Genomic DNA, 22,292 nt, shown 5'->3' on the forward strand with positions numbered 1-22,292 from the left:
TCAGAAAATGAACATCAAGAGCCTTCTTCTCGGCTCCGCTGCGGCACTGGTCGCAGTTTCCGGCGCTCGCGCCGCAGACGCTGTGAGCGTCGCCGCCGAACCTGAACCCGCTGAATATGTCCGCGTCTGCGACACCTATGGTTCCGGCTATTTTTACGTTCCGGGCACCGAGACCTGCCTGCGCATCGGCGGCTATGTGCGCTTCGACGTACGTGGCGGTGACGGCCCTTACGGCGCCATCTCCACCACCGACAAGACAGACGGAAGCTCGAGCGACGTGTATTCCCACAATGCACGTCTTTCGCTCCGGACTTGGACCGGCACCGAAACCGAGCTTGGCACTCTGTCGACTTTCACCGAAACCCGTTTCAACTACAAAGCCGGCAAGGGCAACGAAGACGGCCTAACCTTGAACTTCGCCTGGGCCCAGCTCGGCGGCTTCCGCGTTGGCAAGGACGAATCGGCGTTCATTACGTTTGATGACTATGCCGGTGCCGTCATCGCTGACGATTTGGTGCCCTATGGTCCTTTCGACACCAACCTCGTCAGCTACACCTTCGAAGCAGGCAATGGCATTTCTGCCATCCTGGCATTTGAAACGGGTGAAGCCGGCACCGAATATGAAATCGACAGCTATGTTCCGCACATTGTGGGCGGTGCAAAATATTCCGGTGGCTGGGGTTCGGTTTCTGCAGTCGCCGCCTACGACAGCGTTTATGAGAATTGGGCTGGCAAAGTTCGCGCCGATGTCGACGTAAACGAACAGCTCTCACTCTTCATCATGGGTGGTTATGGTTCGGACGACGTCAAGGGCACGGCTGTTGCAGGCGTCGACGCCGATGGCGAAGCCTATGGCTACAACAACTACAAGCCTTGGGGTGGCAAATGGGCCATCTGGGGTGGCGGCACCTACAAGCTGAACGAAAAAGCGAAGATCAACGTTCAGGCTTCCTACGCGGAAGGCTATTCGAAAGACGGTGATCTCGGCGTTGCAGCCAATGTCGACTACGAGCTGGTGAAGGGCTTCCACATCATTCCGGAACTCACCTACACCGACTACGGCGCGATTGATGCGAAGGGCCCCGGCGACGAAGGCTTCGGCGGCATGGTCCGTTTCCAGCGCAATTTCTAAGCTGAAAATGGCTGTTCTCTCGAATAGCTGATCCAACGGAAGGCCCGGCGATTGCGTCGGGCCTTCTGTCGTTTTCACATCCGCTAGGACGCAAAGGAGAGTGTCGGAGCAGGAAATATCGAACCGTACCTGCGCTTGTCCAACTGCCGCATTTGAAACCACAGGTCATAGAAACTGCACGGAGCGGGACTTAATCCGTCCTTACATGAAGCAATCCGTTTCCCAGCATGACTATTGGATAGGCGCAACCGCCGCCGAAAAGGTGGCGTACAAGCTGCGCTACGCCCATGGTCAGATCCGCGAAGTGGAGCAGTTTTCGGTCGCCGAGTTGTTCGACCGCTACAAGGACCTGCTTTGGTCTGACGGCAGGCACAAATACAATGTCTCCTCCTTTATTGGCGAGATAAACGAGATATTGCTGGGCAAACGCTTCAGTACTTTCGATCAAGAGACGGTGGACAGTCTAATCATTGCTTTGCGCCAACGCGGCAACAGCAACGCGACCATCAATCGAAAGATGGCCGCCTTGAGCAAGTTGCTCCGTAAGGCCAGTAAAATGGGCAATATCCACAATCTCCCGGAATTCCGGCGCCAGAAAGAAGGTGCGGGCCGCATTCGGTTCCTCGATTTCGAGGAAGAGGACCGTCTCTTCTCGGCAATTCGCGCCCGCAGCGAGGATGCTTACCGGCTTTCCATTTTCCTCGTTGATTCGGGCTGCCGCCTGGGCGAGGCCATCGGCCTGATCTGGAACGACATTCAGGACCATCGTGTGACGTTCTGGATTACCAAGTCCGGTCGAAGCCGTACCGTGCCGCTCACCGAGCGCGCCGTTCAGTCCATCGTGCTGCCGGCACCGGCTGATCCAAGTCATCGCCGCCCTCGCGGCCCCTTCGCCATGCTGGACCAAGCGCGCTTTCGCGCCCTCTGGAATGACGCCAAACTGGAAGTAGGCCTCGGCAGCGACGACCAGGTGGTGCCTCATGTCCTGCGCCATACTTGTGCATCACGTCTCGTGCAAGGTGGCATCGACATACGTCGTGTCCAGATGTGGCTCGGTCATCAGACACTCCAGATGACAATGCGCTACGCACACCTTGCCACCACAGATCTGGATCGTTGCGTCGCGGTGCTCGAGCGCCAGAATCTCGGGCCGCATCTCGCCCCGGCAGCGTGAACTATGGACGATTCGCTCAAGCGACCCGTGGCTGTACCGGCATATGTCGGCGTCGAAGCTTTCTTGCACGGCTAACTTGGTGTAACGGCACACAAAGTTTCCCGCACTGCGATGGTTCGATGTCTGCCGATATGCCGCGTTTCACCAAACTCGTGGAAATGCTTCCCTCCACAGTCCCATTTGTCGGACCGGAAGCGCAGGAGCGCACCCGAGGGGCTTTGTTTCGGGCCAGGCTCGGCGCGAATGAGAGCGCTTTCGGCCCCGCCCCTTCCGTCGTTGCTTCAATGCAGTCCAACGCCGGGGACATGTGGAAATATTGCGATCCCGACAACTACGAATTGAAGCACGCCCTTGCGGCGCATCTCCGGCTTCGTGCGGAAAATGTCGTTGTCGGCGAGGGCATTGATGGGTTGCTCGGCGTCGCGACGCGCCTCTTCGTCGAAGAGGGTGCGCCGGTCGTCACTTCGCTCGGAGCCTATCCGACGTTCAACTTTCACGTTGCCGCGTCGGGCGGACGCTTGGCGCCGGTGATGTTTGAACACGACAGGGAAAGTCTCGGGGCGCTGCTTGAGATGGTGCGGCGGGAAAATGCGCCGCTTCTCTATGTCTCTAACCCCGACAACCCCATGGGCAGCTGGTGGAACGCTGCCGACATGGAAGCTTTCATAAGCGCGCTTCCGCCATCCACGGTGCTGCTGCTGGATGAGGCATATGGCGAAACCGCGCCGGTTGGGGCATTGCTGCCGAACGACCGGATATGGCCAAACGTACTGCGGCTCAGAACCTTCTCGAAAGCCTATGGTCTTGCAGGGCTGCGTTGCGGCTACGCGTTCGGTGAGCCATCCATCATCGCCAGCTTTGAAAAGGTGCGGAATCACTATGGTGTCAACAAGATGGCCCAGATTGCCGGATTGGCCGCGCTGAAGGACCAGACCTACCTAGCCGAGGTCGTCGCCCGCATTGGCGCGGGTCGTCAGCGCATAGCCGGCATCGCCAGTCAGAACGGGCTAGCGCCACTGCCCTCGGCTACCAATTTCGTGACCATCGATTGCGGCTCCGATGGTGCTTTCGCCAGGAAAGTGCTGGATGAATTGCTTACCCGGGGTGTTTTCGTCCGCAAACCGATGGCCCCGGGGCTCGACCGCTGCATTCGTATAAGTGTCGGCCTCGATCACGAACTCGACATATTCGCCGAGGAATTGCCCAAGGCACTTGAAGCCGCGCGCAGTTGATCAGCCGGTCAGGCGGTGACGCCTGTTGATCGTTTCGGCGCGCCCTGGAATAGACAGCCGCGTATCGCGCCGCTCCTTCTCCGCGACGATCCTGCCTTTTGCGATCACGCAGAGCCGATCTGGGCGGAGGCGGATTGCTTCGATCGGATCCCCGGCGTCGAGGACGACGAGGCTCGCGGCCTTGCCAACTTCAAGGCCCAGATGGTCAAGCCCCATGATGGCTGCGTTGACATTCGTCACCATGTCGAAGCAGCGCCGCATGTCGTCCGGCGACGACATTTGCACAACATGAAGCCCCATGAACGCAACATCGAGCATGTCGGCGGTGCCAAGTGAATACCAGGGGTCGAGCACGCAATCCTGACCCCAACCGACTCGGATGCCGTATTTCAGCATTTCGGGTACACGCGTCAGTCCCCGCCGCTTCGGGTAAGTGTCATGACGTCCCTGCAACATGATGTTGATGAGCGGATTTGGAATCGCCGAAACGCCGGCCTCCGCTATCAGCGGCAGCAATTTCGACACGTAGTAGTTGTCCATCGAATGCATCGAGGTCAGGTGTGATCCTGCCACCCTGCCCTGCAAGCCGAGCCTTTGTGTTTCAAAGGCAAGCTGTTCGACATGTCGAGACAGGGGATCGTCGGTTTCGTCGCAGTGCAGGTCCACCAGCAACCCGCGGTCGGCGGCAATCTCGCAAAGGTCTGTAACCGAGCGCTTTCCTTCCGCCATGGTGCGTTCGAAATGCGGGATGCCTCCGACAACATCCACCCCCATGTCCAGAGCGCGAATGGTGTTCGCCCGCGCCGTCGGCGAGCGATAGAGCCCGTCCTGCGGAAACGCCACGAGTTGAAGGTCGATGTAAGAAGCAACCTCGCGCCGCACCTCAAGCAGCGCTTCGACAGCCAGCAGCCGGTCGTCACATGTGTCGACGTGGGTGCGGATCGCAAGCAGTCCCGTGGACACCGCCCAGTCGCAATAGGCAAGCGCCCGCGATTTCACCGCCTCGTGCGTCAGCAGCGGCTTCAACTCGCCCCAAAGCGCAATGCCTTCCAGCAAAGTGCCGGACGCGTTGATGCGGGGAATGCCATAGGAAAGCGTCGCGTCCATGTGAAAATGCGGATCGACGAAAGGCGGGCAAACGAGGTTGCCGGTTGCGTCAACAGTGCGGGCGGCCTCTCCATCGATCCGCTGCTCGATCGCAACGATCTTTCCTGCCGATATTCCTATGTCCGCGATGCGTCCATCGGGCAATGTTCCGCCCTTCAGCAGAATATCCAGCGCCATTTGTGTTCCCCGACTCCTTGCCCGACCTTCGGCAATAGGCTGCAGTTATTTCAGCCTAGAGCAATATTCGGACGTGAGACAGGGACGTTTTGTCGCTTACCAGTTCGAGAAGGAGGATCTCAGGATCGACTCTATGCCCGCCGCGTCGATGGGTTTCGGGGCACCCACCAGCAACCTTTGCTGCTTGAGCGCACCTGCAACCAGCGCGGGAATGTCGGCCTCCCCATAGCCCAGTTCCGAGATTCCCGAAGGCGCGCCCACCGCCCGCATCAATGAAATCAGCGCTTGCGGCAGGGAATCCGGCCCGGGATCGACAACAGCCGCGCCGGTCAGAAGTTCCGCCGCCCTGATGTGCTTTTGCGGCGCGGCATCGAATGTATAGCGAAACGCCGCAGGCGCCGTGACGATCACGGAAAAGCCATGCGGAACGAAATTGTGGTTGGTGTCGTAACCGGCGCAGCGATAGAGATGCTTGAGGCCTGCCAACGGATACGCGCAGGCATGCGAAATATGAACACCCGCCGTTCCGAAACCGATACCGGCCATGGTTGCGCCCAGCATCATCGTACCCCGGGCTTCGAGGTCGTCGCCATCGGCAACTGCCCGCTTCAGGAACCGGCCACCGAATTCTATGGCCTTTAGCGACCAAATGTCTGCAATCGGATTGCTGCCCTGATAGGGCGGGCGATCATCGGGCGAATCGGGTTTTGGGCGCTCATCGAACGGTCTCGAAATGTAGGACTCGACCGCGTGGCAAACCACGTCGAGTCCGCACGAGGCCGTGACCGCCGCAGGTGTCGAACGCGCCAGTTCCGGGTCCACGATTGCCAGCGTGGGACGAAGATAACGGTGGGAAATGCCGGTCTTTATTCCCAGTTCGGGAATGTCCAGAATCGCGACCGTCGTCGCTTCGGACCCGGAACCCGATGTCGTCGGAATCGCGATCAATGGCGCAAGCGGAGACTGCGGCTTTCGCCCGCCGCCCACCGGTGGGTTTACGTAGTCGATGATCACGCCGCCTTGGGTCGAGATCAGATTGACGACCTTCGCGGTGTCGATTGTCGAGCCGCCGCCCAATGCGATGAAGCAATCAGGCTTGTGCGTTCTGGCGTAGCGCGCCGCCTCTTCGAAAGAATCGATTGTTGGCTCAATATCGATCCGGTCGAAAACCTCCGCAGCGATGCCGGAACGCTTGAGAACGGCGAGCACCCTCTCCACCTGGCCGAGGGTCTTGAGCCGAGGATCGGCCACCAGCAGCGGCCTCTTCAGCCCAAGGCGGCCCAACTCCCAGCCAAGCTCCTCGACAGCGCCGTTGCCGAATTTGAGGCTCGCATTGTCGATGGAAAACACCGTTTCGTTGGAGCTTTTTTCGGCCACCCTGCTCCTCCTTTTCATCTCAGTTTGTCGAGGGATAAATCCAGGCGTAACTGAAACTGTATATGTCGCCCGGCTTGCCGTAATTATAGCGCGGAGCGACCATGCCGGCGGTCCATACAGCGCCTTTCAGGCGCTGATCCGTTTCCAGCCATTCCTTCAACCTCGGAGGAACCTCCGGCGAGGGCGTGCCGTCCATGTTCCGCCAGACCAAGAGCCAGGGATGATCCGCGTCGAACGGATAGTTTTCGCGGCTTGGCGGATAGGTCCGGGACACAACGGGAATGTCAGGTGCGTGCAGCCGGATATTGCCGGGTAGATAGGCTTCGCCGGTGACGATCAACGCAGGCGTGACGGGGCTTGTGGCGAGGATTTCGGCAACGGCCGGCCCATAAGGGACATGCTGCTTGCCATAGTGCTCAAGCGCGCCAATGGACGTGCTGCGCGCGTAGAGTACCGCCGGAATCGTGACCATGATGAGGATCGCAACCGCGGCCATGCGTTGCGACGCCTGCCGGAGCGTCACGCCGGATGCATCGATCTTCAGGCAGAAATAGAGCGGGAGCAGGAAGAAAAACGGGATCAGCCAACGGCTCTTGACGTTGCTCACACCCCCGAACAGAACCATGACCAACAGCGCAGCAACCAGCATCAGGAACATGCGTTCGATAAGCCGTGTCCAGGGGCTGTGCGCGGATCGCGCATCAATCAGGCTCCGCCCGAACGCCACGAAGAACAGAAGCCACGAAGGCGCCGCCATGCTGACCAGCGCCTCGACAAGCGAAACCAGCCCTTGTCCCACTTGCATTGGCCAACTTGAGGCGGCGTCTTGCGTCAGCTTTCCGACGGTGCGGGTTGTCGCGAGGTCCCAATTGGTGAGAAACCAGTATGCATGCGGCGCGGCCACGACGGCTGCGGCCAGCAGGGCGACAACAATCTTCCAATCCAAAAGGCGGCTTCGAAATTCCCGTTCGGGCAGCATGGCAAGCAGCGCGACAATCGGGAACAGCACGAAATTGTACTTGGAGATCGCGCCGATACCGACAGCAATGCCAGTGAGAATATAGTTCCACAGGCTCGGCCGTTCGAGCGTCCGAACAAGACAGTAGAAGAACAGGCACGAGGCAAAAAGCGCAGCCACCGTGTGCGTCAGATCGCGCTGCGTCTCATAGCTTATCTGGGGAATCGTCAACAGCCCGAGTGTAGCGATTGCCGCAAGCGCCTTGTCTTTCAGCAGCCTGCCCGCCGCAAGCGCATAGAGGACGTAGCAGCAGAACAGCATCGCGTTTTTGAGCACCGAAAGCGATGCGAGCGAACTCCCGAACAGGTGCACCACCGCATACTGCAGCCAGTTGTAGAATGGAGGTTGCGAGTCGATGCCCGCAAACAGCCATTGCGCCAGAAAAAGCTGATGCGCCTCGTCATATTCGAGCGACGCCGGCTGGTTCAGTCGCACGACGACATTGGCCGCGAAATACATCGCGAGCACGATCAGGACCGCGGCCTGGCTCCTGCCAAGCCGGTCAAGCATTCCCGGCATTGCGCTCATGCACCGCGCGCACCGTATAGCCGTCCCCGCCTCCGCCGGTACGAACGAGCATCTCCGCAACAATGCCGGTCGTAATCATCTGCACGGCGCCGAGGAACAGCATGATCGCCACAAGCAACATCGGACGCGTGCCGATATCCTCGCCAAGAACGAAGCGAACCACGAAAAGATAGAGAAACATCAGGGCGCTGATCGCGCCGAACACAAGACCGATCGTGCCGAAGAAGTGGCCCGGACGCTGCCGGAAGCTCATGAAAAACAGCACCGAGAAGAGGTCCAGGATCACCCGCGACGTACGCGAGATTCCGTATTTGGACTGCCCGAACTGGCGAGCCTGATGGTTCACCACCATTTCGCCGATGCGCCTCGTTGGTGTGACGCTTGCGATCCATGCCGGAATGAACCTGTGCATCCCGCCCATAATGCGGATTTGTTGCAGCACGCTGGTCCTGTAAAGCTTCAGCCCGCAGCCATAGTCGTGTATTCGCACGCCCGTGACCTTGCGGATAAGCCTGTTTGCGATCCACGAGGGAATCAGGCGCAGCATCAGGCCGTCCTGCCTGTCTTTGCGCCAGCCGCAAACCATGTCGAGGTCCTGCGTCTCCAGCATCTCGATCATCCTCGGAATGTCGCGCGGGTCGTTCTGGAGGTCCCCGTCGAGCGTCGCGACGAGGCGGCCGCGTGCGGCATCGATACCAGCCTGCAATCCCGCAGCCTGTCCGAAATTGCGCTGCAATTCGATGACCCTCAGCGACAGTCCAGGGCGATCCAGTTGCGAAAACGCGCGGTCGAGCGTGGCGTCCGACGACCCGTCATCGACGAGAATCAACTCCCACGGCTTGCCGAAATCCTTCAGCGCATCGCAAATGCTATCGACCAGGGGCACAATGTTGTCCTCTTCATTGTGCACCGGGACGAGCACTGAAAGCTCAATCGCCCCAACGGCTTCACCGTCGGGCGCGACCGGAAGTGGATGAACCTGCAATCTTATTCCACCATATTTGACATTCCGGGTTTCGTGTTAATCCAGCCATGGACGCGGCGCAACCATGGCATCGACCGCGCCGCGAGCATCTTGCGGGTATAGGATTGAACAAGAATGCGATCACGCTCCTGACGCTCGCCGTCATCCTCGCCTATGCGATTTTTGTCGAATGGGCGTGGGGTTGGACAAGCATTCTGGAGCAATGGCGCGCCGTCGGCGCAAGGGCCATCGCTGCCGCAATCGGGCTTCTCGTCGCCACATATTTTGTGCGCGCGCACCGGATACATGACTATTTTCCGCGCGAAACAAAAGGCCGGTTCTTCTGGCTGTTTCGCGTCACGCAGGTGCATAACCTGCTCAATACGATGTTGCCCTTCCGGCTCGGTGAAACGAGCTTTCCGCTGCTGATGCGCAGCGAATTCGGCCTGCCCATGGCCAGGGGTGCTGCTTCGCTGCTGGTCATGCGCGCGCTCGACATGCATGCGCTGTTGGCCGCCGCCGGGATCGGTCTTGTTGCGCATGCGGGCTACCGCGTTTGGGCGTGGGGTCTTTGGCTTGCGTTCCTGCTCTTACCCTTGCTGGCTTTTCCTCTACGTGCGCCGGTCATGCGGGCGGCAGACCGTTTCTTGCCCACGCGGCTTTCAAGCATCGTCGACAGGCTGGCAGAAGGCGTCCCGCAGGATTGGCCGACATTCCTGCGGGTCTGGACGCTCACAATCATCAACTGGGGGGTGAAAATGGCGGTGCTCGCCTGGGTGCTGGCAATCATGGGCGTGTCGCCCTTCGCGGCGACATTCGGCGCGGCCCTCGGCGGCGAATTGTCCTCGGTGCTGCCGGTTCACGCACCCGGCGGTGTCGGAACCTATCCCGCAAGCATCGTCGCAGGCGCGTTGGCATTTGGCGCGGATGGCGGAGCGCAAGGCATGGACCGGCTTGCGCGCGCGGCGATCAACACGCATCTGCTTATCGTCGTCTCGGCTTTGATCGGAACGACCCTGTCGCTGGTCCTGTCGGTCACCTCTTCCCGGCAACATCCCTCTTGAATTAATTGAACGTTCGTTTTATTAATGCCGGGCCGATGGGGAGGAACATCTTTGGCTCGGACCGCAGGCTCACATGGCGAAAAGACGGACGCGGCGGTGCGTGAAGCTGCACTGTCGCTGATTGCGCGCTATGGGTACGAGGCCGTCTCCATGCGGCGGCTTGCGGAAGAGGTGGGCGTGCAGGCCGCAGCGCTTTACCGCTACTATGCGACCAAGGAGGACCTGCTTTTCTCACTGCTGAGCGAGCACATGCAAAAGCTCGGCGAGGCGTGGGAAGCGGCAAGGCCTGCGCATGCGGGGTCGCGCGAGCAACTCGCGGCGTTCGTCACGCATCATATCGGATTTCATATCGCGCGAAGGCACTCCACCCATGTCTCCAACATGGAGCTGCGCAGCCTGTCGCCCGAACGGCTTACGCAGGTCCTGAAAATGCGCAACGCCTATGAAAAGGAGTTGCGCCAGATCCTGCGGAGCGGCGCGGAGAACGGTGCATTCGAGATCGAGGACGCAGGGCTGACGGCAATGGCGATTATCCAGATGCTGACGGGCGTTATCGTCTGGTTCCGCCCCGACGAGCGCCTTTCCGTCGAGGAGGTCACGAACAATTATCTGCAAATGACAATGCGCCTGGTCGGCGCGGAGCAGAGTGTCTCGACGCGCGCGCTCCGCCGGGCAGGCTGAAGGGAGGAGCAATGTATAACAACGGGCTGAACTTCGCGCTCGGCGACGAGGTGGAGGCGCTGCGCGACATGGTGCGCCGCTTCGCGCAGGAGCAGATTGCACCGCTTGCCGCCGAAACCGACAGGTTGAATGAGTTTCCATCCCATCTCTGGACCGAGATGGGCGCGCTCGGGCTGCTCGGAATCACAGCAGACCCGGATTTCGGCGGTTCGGGCATGGGGTATCTCGCCCATGTCGTCGCCATGGAAGAGATTTCTCGTGCTTCGGCGTCGGTAGGGCTTTCATACGGCGCACATTCCAACCTCTGCGTGAACCAGATCAACCGCTGGGGCACATCCGCGCAAAAGGAGCGCTACCTCCCGGCTCTGTGCAGCGGGGAACATGTCGGCGCGCTTGCCATGTCGGAACCGGGTGCGGGTTCCGACGTAGTTTCGCTGCGGCTGACGGCCGCGAAGAAAAACGATCGCTTCGTGCTGAACGGCACCAAGATGTGGATCACCAACGGTCCGGATGCTCAGACGTTGGTCGTCTACGCCAAGACGGACCCGGAACGGCATTCGCGCGGCATAACCGCGTTTGTAGTCGAGCGCAGCATGCCCGGATTCTCGGTCGCGCAGAAACTGGACAAGCTCGGAATGCGGGGGTCCAATACCGGTGAACTCGTCTTCGAGAATGTCGAGGTGCCCTTCGAGAACATGCTTCACGAAGAAGGTCGCGGCGTCGAAGTTCTGATGTCCGGCCTGGACTATGAGCGCACGGTGCTTGCCGGGGGACCGCTCGGGATCATGGCGGCATGCCTGGACGTGGTGATGCCCTATGTGCACGAGCGCAAGCAGTTCGGAAAAGCCATCGGCGAGTTCCAGCTCGTGCAAGGCAAGCTTGCCGATATGTACTCGACGATGAACGCATGCCGCGCCTATGTCTATGCGGTTGCGGCGGCGTGCGACCGCGGCGAGACGGCCCGCAAGGACGCTGCGGGCTGCATCCTTTACGCCGCTGAAAAGGCGACATTGATGGCGCTGGATGCGATCCAGCTTCTCGGCGGAAACGGCTATATCAACGATTACCCGACAGGCCGCCTGCTGCGCGACGCGAAGCTCTACGAGATCGGCGCGGGCACCAGTGAAATCCGCCGTTGGCTGATAGGCCGCGAAATGATGGCGGAAGGCTGATACAAGACAAGCGGCAACCGCGCAGCAGGGAGGAAATGCCTCGCAATGCCCCTCATAAAGTCGCAGGTTTCTCCGGCATCGGAGAGTTTCAAGGCGAATGCGCAGCGCATGAAGGCGCTTGTGAAGGACATCGCCGATAAGGCCGAACTTATTGAGAGAGGCGGAAGTGAGGAAGCGCGCGAGCGACATGTCAGCCGGGGTAAGCTGTTGCCGCGCGACAGGCTGGCGAAGCTGCTCGATCCAGGCTCGCCCTTCCTCGAAATCGGCCAGTTCGCCGCCTACGGCATGTATTCGGGCGACATTGCGTCCGCCGGGATGATCGCGGGCGTGGGGCGCGTTGAAGGGCGGGAAGTGATGGTGGTGGTCAACGACGCCACCGTAAAGGGCGGGACCTATTATCCGCTGACAGTCAAGAAGCACCTGCGCGCGCAGGAAATCGCCATGCAGAACAATTTGCCCTGCGTCTATCTCGTGGATTCAGGCGGCGCGAACCTGCCCAATCAGGACGAGGTCTTTCCTGACCGCGACCATTTTGGCCGGATTTTCTTCAACCAGGCGAACATGTCTGCTTCGGGCATTCCGCAGATCGCCTGCGTCATGGGTTCATGCACGGCGGGCGGAGCCTATGTGCCGGCGATGTCCGACGAATCGATCATGGTGCGCAAGCAGGCGACCATCTTCCTCGGTGGTCCGCCGCTGGTGAAAGCCGCGACGGGCGAGGAAGTCTCGGCGGAAGATCTGGGCGGCGCGGAAGTCCACACGCGCGAATCCGGCGTGGCCGATCACTACGCGATGAACGATGAGCACGCGCTCGCCATAACACGGCGCATCGTCAGAAACCTGAATCGGACGAAGAGGATAGGACTCGACCTTCGCAAACCGATTCCGCCGCTTCATGCACCGGATGAAATCTACGGCATCGTGCCGACCGACCTGCGCCACCCCTACGACGTCCGCGAGGTCATTGCGCGCATCGTCGATGGTTCGGAACTCGACGAGTTCAAGCAGAACTACGGCACGACGCTGGTGACGGGCTTTGCCCACCTCTTCGGCATGCCGGTCGGCATCCTCGCCAACAACGGCGTGCTGTTCTCCGAAAGCGCGGTCAAGGGCGCGCATTTCATCGAACTGTGCTGCCAGCGGCGCATTCCGCTGATCTTCCTGCAAAACATTACCGGCTTCATGGTAGGTCGCAAATATGAGGCGGGCGGCATCGCCAAGGACGGCGCCAAGCTGGTGACCGCAGTCGCGACCGCACAGGTGCCGAAATTGACGATGGTTATCGGCGGCTCGTTCGGGGCAGGCAATTACGGAATGTGCGGACGCGCCTATTCTCCGCGCTTCCTGTGGATGTGGCCCAATGCGCGCATTTCCGTCATGGGCGGCGAACAGGCGGCAATGGTGCTGGCGCAGGTCAAACGCGAGGGCATCGAGCGCAAGGGCGGCTCCTGGTCGGCGGATGAGGAAATCGAATTCAAGCGCCCTACCCTTGAAAAATACGAGCGCGAAGGCCATCCGTTGTATTCGTCTGCGCGTTTGTGGGACGACGGGATCATCGATCCCGCCCGCAGCCGCGAAGTGCTTGGCCTCAGCCTTGGCGCGGCGCTCAACGCCGATATTCTGGAAACGAGGTTCGGCGTTTTCCGCATGTAAGTGTCCCGCTCCGTTTCCACTTCCCGCAATAAAATGTCCATATAGCGCATTATTTTTGAACTTTGTTCATTTTTAACATTGAACAATGTTCAAAACGTGCTATGGTCGTAATTGAACATCGTTCAAAATCAATTCTCAGTCTTGGCGGGAGGCTGTCGTGAATGCACGTTATACGGTCGTGGAAGACCCATGCGGTTTGTTTTTCATCTGGGACGAAGGCTTGTTGGAGCCGGCGATGATGGGTGACGACGTCCTCGCCTTCGTGCGCCAGGACAGCGCTGTGCGCATTGCGCGGATTCTCAATGCGCGGGCCAACGACGATTTCGGGCAGCGGGCGATTTGCCGGACGACCTCCGACCTGGCGATGCGCAGGTGCAAATTGGTCAACGACGCCGGGCGCGCGGGTGTAAAAATTACGCAGCGCTGAGCGTCACGCGCGGGGCCGGGTGGCGGGCCGGCCCCGCGCGGTGTAATCAGATAGGCGATTCCCTTTTTGCCGGAGCCGCTCAATGCAGCCATCGAAACTATTCGCCCATCTGGTCGCCTTCGTCGGCGCCGGCGCGATCTTCTTTCGCCACAGAAATGACGGCGTGCTGCCGCAGGCGTTTGGCGCGAAGCCGGACATCCCGACGGCCAGGCCGCAAGGAATTCCCACCCTCAAAATGCCCACGGCGAAGGGCTGGGCAAAGGGACAGACGCCGAAAGCCGCGCCGGGGCTCAAGGTGAATGCCTTCGCCACCGGCCTGAAACATCCGCGATGGATACAGGTCCTGTCGAATCGCGACGTGCTTGTCGCCGAGGCGCTTTCCGTGTCGGGCGGCATCCGTTCCATCTTCGACTATGCCATGGTGTCGACCATGGCGCGCGCGGCGGCGATCGGCGAGAGTCCGAACCGGATCACACGCCTTCGCGACAGCGATGGCGACGGCATTGCCGAAACGCAGGAGATTTTCCTTGATGGCCTGAACCAGCCTTTCGGCATGGCCGAAATCGGCGGCACGTTTTATGTTGGCAATACGGACGGCCTGATGGCCTATACCTACAAGGACGGGCGCGCCACCGGACCGGCCAAGCGCTTGGCGAGTTTCAAGCCCGCAGGGCACTGGACGCGCTCTATCCTGCCGAGCGCCAACAACAAGAAGCTCTATATCGGGGTCGGTTCGGTGAGCAATATCGGCGACGAAGGGATGGAGGCGGAGGAAGGCCGCGCCTGCATCTATGAATATGACATTGCGAGCGGCAAGTGCCGCATCTTCGCCGCCGGGCTGCGCAATCCCGTGGGATTGGCCTGGGAGCCAACCACGAACACGCTGTGGACCGTCGTCAATGAACGCGACGGACTGGGCGACGAAACGCCCCCGGACTATCTCACTTCGGTCAAGAAAGGCGGATTTTACGGATGGCCCTATTGCTATTGGGGCAAGACCGTAGATGACCGGGTTCCTCAGGACGCGGCGCTGGTGGCGAGCGCCATCCAGCCCGATTTCGCACTCGGCGGACATACTGCCTCGCTCGGCCTGTGCTGGATGCCCGCGGGCACCCTGCCCGGATTCCCGGACGGCATGGTGATCGGCCAGCACGGTTCATGGAACCGCTCGAAACTCTCCGGCTACAAGGTGATCTTCGTGCCATTCGAGAACGGAAAGCCGTCCGGTCCCTCGCGCGAAATTCTGAGCGGCTTCCTGTCGCCCGATGAGCGCGCATCCTATGGGCGGCCCGTCGGCGTCGCCATCGGGCCGGATCGCGCGCTGCTCGTCGCCGACGATGTCGGCGACGTTATCTGGCGCGTGACAGGCGCTTAGTTCGGCCGGGCGATGTGCCAGACGTCCGACTTGCCGTCGCCGGCCATATCACCCGGCATTTTGTCGCCGACGAAGGTGTAGAGCGGCTTGCCGTCATACGCCCACATCTTCGAGCCGTCCTTGCGTTCGACAAGCGACCACTCGCCTTCGGCCTTGGCGTCCGAAGCGGCTGCGAAAGGCGGCCAGTTCGCGGCGCATTTGTCGTAGCAATTGGTCATACCCGCGCTGTCCTTGTCGAAGGTATAGAGCGTCATGCCTTTTGCATCGGTGTATGCCTTGGCACCGCCGATCTCGGTGACCATGGCGGGCTCGGCGGCGTTCGCCGCGGATACACCCAAGGCGAGAGCCGCCAACGCGATCAAAACAGGCTTCATTGCACTTCTCCCTTTCGTGAGGCTTCATGCCGTATGAATGGAAGAACGACGGCAAGGCCGGATTTTTTCCCTCCGACCCAACCATTTCTGTCACAAAGTTTGAATTGCCGGGCCTGCCCCTTGCAACCATTGCGATATGAAGGATGTTAATTGCGCTGCGGAGGAGCGTTCATGGCAAACGGCAAGGTGGGGAATGGCGCGAGCGACCAGTTCCAGGATGAGGGAAGCCGTCTCCATAGAATAGTCATTCCACCCGTCATTTCGTTGGTCGGCATAACCGCAATTCTCTATCTGGGACAGGACGTATTCCTGCCGCTCGCAGTCGCCATCCTGCTGACGTTCGCTCTTGCGCCAATTGTGTCGGCCCTGCGCAGAATGTCCATTCCTCGCACGATCGCCGTCGTCATCACCGTCTTCGTCGCATTCATATTCATCGCTCTGTTCAGTTTCCTTGTCGCAAGCCAGGTGAGTTCGCTCGCGCAGAACCTGCCCGCCTACCAATACAACATCATCCAGAAAGTGCGCGCGCTGCGGGATTCCGCCGATTCCGGCGGCATTTTCGAGCGGGTGACTCAGGCCGTCGAGCGTGTCGGCGCGGAACTGAGCGCAACCGCCGACCAGTCTGCCGCAGACCAGAAGGAACCCTTGCCTGTCGAGATCGTCGACCGCCAAAGCGCGATCCATGTGCTGGTCAACGTAGTGGTTCCGCTGCTCAGCCCGTTCGCGACTGCGGGCCTTGTTATCGTCGTCGTGATCTTCATGCTGCTGGAGCGTGAGGACCTGCGGGACCGGTTCATACGGCTGGTCGGCTCCGGCGATCTTCACCGCACCACGGAGGCCCTGCAGGATGCAGGCAAGCGCGTCGGTCAGTACCTCCTGATGCAATTGATCATCAATACAACCTACGCAGTGCCGATCGGGATCGGCCTGTGGCTGCTTGGTATTCCAAACGCCATGCTTTGGGGCCTTCTGTCGCTGGTGCTGCGCTTTGTGCCCTATATCGGCCCGGCTATCGGCATGATCCTGCCGCTCTTTCTCGCCATAGCCGTCACTCCCGGCTGGACTACCGTTCTATGGACAGCCGGCCTTTTCCTCGTCATGGAACTGTTCATCAACAATGTCATGGAGCCGTGGCTCTACGGCTCTCGCACCGGCTTGTCGCCGCTGGCGATCATCGTTGCCGCGATCTTCTGGACATGGCTCTGGGGACCTGTCGGACTGGTGCTCTCAACTCCGCTGACCGTCTGCCTTGTCGTGCTTGGGCGCCATGTGCCGCAGTTCGAATTTCTCGACGTGCTTTTCGGAAACGAACCTGTACTCGAACCCCACGCCCGCCTCTATCAACGTCTGCTGGCCGGTGACCCGGACGAGGCGGCGGATCATGCCGAGATCATGCTCGAAGAAAAATACCTCGTGGAATATTATGACGAGATCGGCATTCCGGCCCTGTTGATGGGTGAGCACGACCGCGACCGTGGCGCGCTTCAGGATGTGCAGTTGCATCGCTTCGCTTCGACCGCCATGACATTCGTCGATGACCTTGAAGACGCCGCGGACGAATTGCGCGAAGACGAACAGGCGGATGAAAAGCCCGTCGATGAAGACGGAGAGCGGCTGGAATTGCCTGACGGCGAGGGATTCAGCCTGCTGGCGGTTGGCGGACGCTCGGAGTTGGACGACGTTGCCGCCGCAGTGCTGTCCCAGGTCCTCAACGGGCAGGGTGCAGAAACATCAGCCCTGTCGTTTCGCAGGTTGCAAGGCTCCCGTCAGATGGTCGATGGGCTCGCAGAGGCTGACACCGCCGTGATATCCTATTTGAGTTCGGCGCCGCTACCTTACGCCAGGCAGGCGATACGACGCCTCAAGCGCGCAAAGCGCGGCCTGCGCGTGGGCATATTCGCGCCGAACCTCGCGGCCAATGCAGCTTTTGATGCCAAGGCGATAAGTGCGGACTTTGTCGCGGCGAGCGTTGCGGAAACGGTTCGGCTCAGTCTTGTCGAGGCAGACGCGGTGCCGCTTGCCCGCGCAACGCGGTTGAAGCCAAGGCGCGCAGCAAAGAAATAGCGGCTGGATCAAAGACAGAGCCCTCCCTGCACCGCTTGCGTTGAAACCCGGCCGTGACTAGCTCTGTCGAAATCGACTCAGGAGCCAACCATGCCGCTATCCCTATTTGAGATCACCATTCCTCCTTTCATTCGCGCGCTCAAGAATCTCTCCCGAAACATCGAGAAAGGGCAGGCGTTCGCAAGCGAAAACAAGATAGCGCCGGAGGAACTGATTCAAGCGCGTCTGTACCCCGACATGCTGCCGCTGGCCGGGCAAGTGCAGCGCATGTCCGATACTGCGCGCTTTGTCGCCGTTCGGGTGGGGCAGATACAACCGCAGCCGATGCAGGACGATGAGACGACCATTGAGCAGCTCCAGTCGCGCATACAGGCGACAATCGACTATCTTTCCAAGGTGCCATCTGATGCCTTCGATGGCCGCGAGAACAGCGAAGTGAAGTTCAACGCAGGCCAGCGCGCATTGGAATTCACCGGAACGAGCTATGTGCTGGGCTTCGCAATCCCGAATTTCTATTTCCATGCCGTGACGGCCTACGACATTTTGCGCCACAAGGGCGTCCCGATCGGCAAGGTCGATTTCCTGGGCGGTCGATAAGTCTCCTGACAGTTTCCGGCATCAGGCTTTACCTGCTGTCTTCCGTTTGTCGGATTCCCGCGCACAAGATCGTCTTCCATGCTGGAGCGTCGAGGTATTTCACTCGACCTCCGGCAAACCTCGCGAAGGGAGATGAAGATGTCCGCAGGCTTTATTTGGCACGAACTGATGACGAGCGACCCGGCAGCAGCGAAGGCGTTCTATGCCGCCGTTCTCGGCTGGACGCCGGAGCCTTTCCCCGGAACCGGGATGGACTATACCGTGGTGAAGGCCGGCGAACGCGGGGTTGGCGGTATAATGCCCATTCCCGAAGCGGCCGCTGCAAACGGAATGCCGCCCGCATGGCTCGGCTATATCCGCTCGCACGATATCGATGCCGATGTCGCGGCCTTGAAGAAGGCGGGTGGCAATATCCACCGCGGCCCACAGGAGATAGGCGAAGGCGTAGGCAGTTTTGCCGTCGTCTCCGACCCGCAAGGCGCAATGTACATGATGCTGGAACCGGAAGGACCGGACCAGCCTCCCGCTGCACCCATGACGCCCGGCCATGTCGGCTGGAACGAACTTCTCACGGACAATTGGGAAGAAGCGTTCGACTACTATTCGGGCCTCTATGGGTGGACGAAGAGTCGTGCCATCGACATGCAGGACATGGGCGTCTACCAACTGGTTGCCGTCGATGGAACCGACATGGGGGCGATGATGAACCGCCCGCCGCAAATCCCCGTTTCGTGGGGCTTCTATTTCATCGTCGACGGACTGGATGCCGCTGTGAAGCGTGTCACCGACAATGGCGGCAAAATCACCATGGAGCCGATGGAAGTGCCGGGAGGCCAATGGGTCGCCAATTGCACCGATGCGCAGGGCGCGCATTTCGGCATGGTCAGCAACACGAAATAGTCGCGCACCCAAATCTTTTGCCTTTTGCGGTGGCCGGAGGGAAGCTATGCACCTCTGGCCGCTCTTTTTTTTGCGCATCGGGAGGAAACCGCATGAAGCCGCCATTCGCCAAGATCTTGATAGCCAATCGCGGCGAGATTGCCTGCCGCATTATCCGCACGGCGCGGCTGCTCGGCATCAGGACGGTGGCGGTCTATTCGGATGCGGACGCGAACGCCCTCCATGTCGCCATGGCGGACGAAGCCGTGCATATCGGCCCTTCGCCGGTCGGCGAAAGCTATCTACGTGGCGACCGCATTGTCGATGCCGCGAAATCGACCGGCGCACAGGCTATTCATCCGGGCTACGGCTTCCTCTCGGAGAACCCGAACTTCGTCGATCAAGTTGTTGATGCGGGACTCGTTTTTGTCGGTCCCTCGGCAGCGGCAATCCGTGCCATGGGTCTGAAGGATGCCGCAAAGCGGCTGATGGAAAAGGCCGGCGTCCCCGTCGTGCCGGGTTATCACGGCGAAGCGCAGGAACTGGTTCTGCTGGCCGGCAAGGCGCGCGAGATCGGCTATCCCGTTCTCATCAAGGCGCGCGCCGGAGGCGGCGGCAAGGGCATGCGTCGGGTCGAAAGCCCGGACGACTTCGCGGAAGCGCTTGCCGGTGCGAAACGCGAAGCCAAGGCCGCTTTCGGCGACGACGCCGTGCTGATCGAGAAATATGTCGAGAAGCCGCGCCATATCGAAGTTCAGGTCTTCGGCGACAACCACGGCGCCGCCGTCCACCTTTTCGAGCGCGATTGTTCTGCGCAACGCCGCCACCAGAAAGTAATCGAGGAAGCCCCTGCTCCGGGCATGACCGAAGAAATGCGCGCCGCCATGACAGACGCCGCCGTCAAGGCAGCAAAGGCGATCGGCTATTCCGGCGCAGGCACCATCGAGTTCATTGTCGATGCCTCGCAAGGGCTGCGCGCGGATCGCTTCTGGTTCATGGAGATGAACACGCGCCTGCAGGTCGAACATCCGGTGACGGAGATGATCACCGGCATCGATCTCGTGGAGTGGCAATTGCGCGTGGCCGCAGGCGAAAAACTGCCGCTATCGCAGGACGATATACGCCTGAACGGTCATGCCTTCGAGGCCCGGCTCTATGCCGAGGACGCTTCGAAGGGCTTTCTTCCGGCAATCGGCACGCTGCACCATCTCGCCTTCCCCGCAAAGCCGCCCGCCGGGGCCACGCTGCGCATCGAAACCGGCGTGCGTTCAGGCGATTCCATTTCGCCCTACTACGATCCGATGATCGCCAAGATCGTCGTCCATTCCGCCAACCGCGCGTCGGCGCTGAATGCGCTGGCGCAGGCGGTTGACGACACCGAAATCGCCGGGTCCGTCACCAACTCGGCATTCCTTGCGGCACTTGCGCGCGACCCCGATTTTGCGGCGGGCGATGTCGATACCGGGCTGATTGCGCGCAAACAGGAGCAGTTGACCGCGCAGCCTCCCGCCTCCGCCGACACGATCAGCCTGGCGGCTCTCATTGCATCGGGCGTCGGCCAGTCGGAGCGGTCGGACGATCCGTGGGACAGCCTCGTCGGCTATTCGCATTTCCACCCGCTGTCGCGCACCACGACGATCTGCATGGGCGATGTGAGCATCGACGCCCGGATCACTCCGCTTGAAAACGGCCACTTTGCCGTGAGGCTCGACAAGGGTGACCAGATTTACGAGCACGCGCAGCCGGGCGAACAAGGGTTCGGCGGAAAGTTTGCCGTCTGGCCCGGCCATGTGACGATCTTCGAAGGTGGTAACGCCTACAGTTTTTCGGTCCCCGATCCCTTTGCGGCGGCAGGCGACGGCGAGGCTGGAGCTTCCTCCATGCGCGCGCCGATGCCGGGACTGGCCAAGATGGTCATGGCCGCCAAGGGCGATGCGGTGTCAAAGGGTCAGGCCCTGCTCATTCTGGAGGCCATGAAGATGGAGCACACGATCTCCGCCGCGCATGACGGCGTGATCGAGGACATCGTTTCGCAGGGCGCGCAGGTGACTGACGGCACGATCCTCGTGCGGTTCGTCGAAGAGTAGGATTACTGCGGGAGATTGCCGGGGCTGATCCGCAGATTGTTCCAGTTGCGGAAGCTGCGGTCGGCGTCGATGATCCGGTTCCATTGCTGCCGCACCTGCGGCGTACGCGCCACCGACCATTCCAGCCCGGTTCCGTTCAGCGAGGTCGTGCGCGCGACATCCTGCAAATAGGTGTCCGGCAGGCGCTCCGGCAGCGCTGCGGTCGCGACACCAAGCTGGTTCAGCTCCGTTGCGTTCCACGGCTGGCTGACGTTCGAGAGGCCGCCCTGCTCGCGCAGCCGTTCCGTTTCCTGCTCCAGGGTGCCTTCGATGGGCACCAGCAGCCCGAAATCGTTGAACTGCGTCCGGTTCACATCCGTGCTGAAATCCGAAAAGTTCGTGGCGCGTGTGACGATGGAGCGCAATTGCTCGACACCTTCGAACGTCGCGGGGATCTGGCCGAGTTCGGTCACGTCGATCACCTTGCCGTCGCTCTCCTTGAGCGTCTTGGCCACCGCCATCAGCTTCGACAGCACGAAGGTGTCACGCTCCTCCTGCGCGCGATTGGCCGCGACCACGAATTCGTCCATGGGGTTCGGCGCGCTCCTGCGCATCGTCATGGCCGGGTTCGGGGGTGCGGGTGGGGCCGCCAGCACCATTGCCTGGGGAACCGGCGCCACATCGTCGAGGCACTGGCTGCCGTCGCCTGCGGCAGCGACCTGTGCTTCCGACCAGTCGGGGCCGCCGACGCGCACCGCCGTATACATCAGCCACGCTTGCCATTGCGGTGTGCCGTTGGCGAGCATCCCGTAATAAAAGTTGCGATGCGTATCTATGGCGAGATGCGTCTGCACGCAGCAGTAGTAATCGTGGATGACGGCGGCCGGGAAATACGGCCCGCTGTAATTGTCGCCCACGATGATCTGGAACAGCCACGGGATGCTCGCGCCATCGGTATAGCCGCCGGACGGCACATCCCAGAAAGTCCCGTTCGGATCCTCGAACTTCAGCTCTTTCGTCAGTCGAAACGGCTTTCCCTGCCCGTTCGGCACGTTTTCCAGCGCTATCGGAAGGTCGAAGAACTGACCGTAATTCTCCTGCGCGACTGCAAGCGCCGGGCACAGCACGGCCACCAATGTCAGCGCGGTTCGCATCTTGCCCATTCGCCCCTCCGTCTCGCGGGAGGCTGCAATATACAGTTGTATGGCGCGCTTGAAAACAACAAGCGGCC

At 60.6% G+C, this 22,292-nt stretch carries 19 protein-coding genes; 13 read left to right on the forward strand and 6 right to left on the reverse strand.

The window, feature by feature from the left end:
* Nucleotides 1–7: 7 nt before the first annotated feature.
* The 3 genes from M9924_01460 to M9924_01470 all read left to right on the forward strand — a co-directional run bounded on the left by M9924_01460 (nucleotide 8) and on the right by M9924_01470 (nucleotide 3,538).
* Nucleotides 8–1,132, forward strand: a complete 1,125-nt coding sequence (locus M9924_01460) for a porin (protein MCO5063060.1) — start codon at nucleotides 8–10, stop codon at nucleotides 1,130–1,132.
* Nucleotides 1,133–1,337: 205 nt separating this feature from the next.
* On the forward strand, nucleotides 1,338–2,306 hold the full coding sequence (locus M9924_01465) for a site-specific integrase (protein ID MCO5063061.1): 969 nt from the start codon (nucleotides 1,338–1,340) through the stop codon (nucleotides 2,304–2,306).
* A 119-nt stretch (nucleotides 2,307–2,425) separates the two neighbouring features.
* On the forward strand, nucleotides 2,426–3,538 hold the full coding sequence (locus M9924_01470; GenBank protein ID MCO5063062.1) for a pyridoxal phosphate-dependent aminotransferase: 1,113 nt from the start codon (nucleotides 2,426–2,428) through the stop codon (nucleotides 3,536–3,538).
* Here M9924_01470 and M9924_01475 read toward each other — a convergent pair whose 3' ends face one another.
* From M9924_01475 to M9924_01490, 4 genes are all read right to left on the reverse strand, one after another.
* Complete coding sequence (locus M9924_01475; protein MCO5063063.1) at nucleotides 3,539–4,822, reverse strand: amidohydrolase family protein; 1,284 nt, start codon at nucleotides 4,820–4,822, stop codon at nucleotides 3,539–3,541.
* Between the two features lie 96 nt (nucleotides 4,823–4,918).
* Nucleotides 4,919–6,199 carry an iron-containing alcohol dehydrogenase gene (locus tag M9924_01480; GenBank protein ID MCO5063064.1) on the reverse strand — a complete coding sequence of 427 codons (1,281 nt, stop codon included), beginning with the start codon at nucleotides 6,197–6,199 and terminating at the stop codon, nucleotides 4,919–4,921.
* A 19-nt stretch (nucleotides 6,200–6,218) separates the two neighbouring features.
* Complete coding sequence (locus M9924_01485; protein MCO5063065.1) at nucleotides 6,219–7,736, reverse strand: glycosyltransferase family 39 protein; 1,518 nt, start codon at nucleotides 7,734–7,736, stop codon at nucleotides 6,219–6,221.
* Nucleotides 7,720–8,730 carry a glycosyltransferase family 2 protein gene (locus M9924_01490; protein MCO5063066.1) on the reverse strand — a complete coding sequence of 337 codons (1,011 nt, stop codon included), beginning with the start codon at nucleotides 8,728–8,730 and terminating at the stop codon, nucleotides 7,720–7,722. Before M9924_01490 ends, M9924_01485 begins: the two co-directional genes overlap by 17 nt.
* Nucleotides 8,731–8,834: 104 nt before the next feature.
* Here M9924_01490 and M9924_01495 point away from each other — a divergent pair, with 104 nt between their 5' ends.
* From M9924_01495 to M9924_01520, 6 genes are all read left to right on the forward strand, one after another.
* A complete protein-coding gene (locus M9924_01495; GenBank protein ID MCO5063067.1) occupies nucleotides 8,835–9,773 on the forward strand; it encodes a flippase-like domain-containing protein in 939 nt (312 codons plus the stop codon).
* 51 nt (nucleotides 9,774–9,824) lie between these two features.
* Nucleotides 9,825–10,454, forward strand: a complete 630-nt coding sequence (locus M9924_01500; protein ID MCO5063068.1) for a TetR/AcrR family transcriptional regulator — start codon at nucleotides 9,825–9,827, stop codon at nucleotides 10,452–10,454.
* A gap of 11 nt (nucleotides 10,455–10,465) precedes the next feature.
* Nucleotides 10,466–11,626 carry an isovaleryl-CoA dehydrogenase gene (locus tag M9924_01505; GenBank protein MCO5063069.1) on the forward strand — a complete coding sequence of 387 codons (1,161 nt, stop codon included), beginning with the start codon at nucleotides 10,466–10,468 and terminating at the stop codon, nucleotides 11,624–11,626.
* A 45-nt stretch (nucleotides 11,627–11,671) separates the two neighbouring features.
* Nucleotides 11,672–13,279, forward strand: coding sequence for a methylcrotonoyl-CoA carboxylase (locus tag M9924_01510; protein ID MCO5063070.1), 1,608 nt, complete (start codon nucleotides 11,672–11,674; stop codon nucleotides 13,277–13,279).
* A gap of 196 nt (nucleotides 13,280–13,475) precedes the next feature.
* Nucleotides 13,476–13,706 carry a hypothetical protein gene (locus tag M9924_01515; protein ID MCO5063071.1) on the forward strand — a complete coding sequence of 77 codons (231 nt, stop codon included), beginning with the start codon at nucleotides 13,476–13,478 and terminating at the stop codon, nucleotides 13,704–13,706.
* Between the two features lie 82 nt (nucleotides 13,707–13,788).
* Nucleotides 13,789–15,081, forward strand: coding sequence for a sorbosone dehydrogenase family protein (locus M9924_01520; protein MCO5063072.1), 1,293 nt, complete (start codon nucleotides 13,789–13,791; stop codon nucleotides 15,079–15,081).
* Here M9924_01520 and M9924_01525 read toward each other — a convergent pair.
* Nucleotides 15,078–15,455 (reverse strand): hypothetical protein, encoded by a 378-nt coding sequence (locus M9924_01525; GenBank protein ID MCO5063073.1) that lies wholly within the window; start codon nucleotides 15,453–15,455, stop codon nucleotides 15,078–15,080. The two genes, M9924_01520 and M9924_01525, sit on opposite strands and share 4 nt — an antisense overlap.
* A 171-nt stretch (nucleotides 15,456–15,626) precedes the next feature.
* On the opposite strand from M9924_01525, the gene M9924_01530 reads away from it, so the two are divergent.
* The 4 genes from M9924_01530 (at nucleotide 15,627) to M9924_01545 (ending at nucleotide 21,082) form a co-directional block, all read left to right on the forward strand.
* On the forward strand, nucleotides 15,627–17,519 hold the full coding sequence (locus M9924_01530) for an AI-2E family transporter (protein MCO5063074.1): 1,893 nt from the start codon (nucleotides 15,627–15,629) through the stop codon (nucleotides 17,517–17,519).
* A 90-nt stretch (nucleotides 17,520–17,609) separates the two neighbouring features.
* The gene (locus tag M9924_01535) at nucleotides 17,610–18,116 is read left to right on the forward strand and encodes a DUF1993 domain-containing protein (GenBank protein MCO5063075.1); all 507 of its coding nucleotides are present in this window, start codon (nucleotides 17,610–17,612) and stop codon (nucleotides 18,114–18,116) included.
* A 138-nt stretch (nucleotides 18,117–18,254) separates the two neighbouring features.
* Complete coding sequence (locus tag M9924_01540) at nucleotides 18,255–19,016, forward strand: VOC family protein (GenBank protein ID MCO5063076.1); 762 nt, start codon at nucleotides 18,255–18,257, stop codon at nucleotides 19,014–19,016.
* A 92-nt stretch (nucleotides 19,017–19,108) separates the two neighbouring features.
* Nucleotides 19,109–21,082, forward strand: coding sequence for an acetyl/propionyl/methylcrotonyl-CoA carboxylase subunit alpha (locus M9924_01545; protein ID MCO5063077.1), 1,974 nt, complete (start codon nucleotides 19,109–19,111; stop codon nucleotides 21,080–21,082).
* Between the two features lie 2 nt (nucleotides 21,083–21,084).
* On the opposite strand, the gene M9924_01550 is transcribed toward M9924_01545, so the two are convergent.
* On the reverse strand, nucleotides 21,085–22,224 hold the full coding sequence (locus M9924_01550) for a DUF1353 domain-containing protein (protein MCO5063078.1): 1,140 nt from the start codon (nucleotides 22,222–22,224) through the stop codon (nucleotides 21,085–21,087).
* Between the last annotated feature and the right edge of the window lie 68 nt (nucleotides 22,225–22,292).

The organism is Rhizobiaceae bacterium (assembly GCA_023953835.1).
Classification (GTDB): Bacteria; Pseudomonadota; Alphaproteobacteria; order Rhizobiales; family Rhizobiaceae; genus Mesorhizobium_G.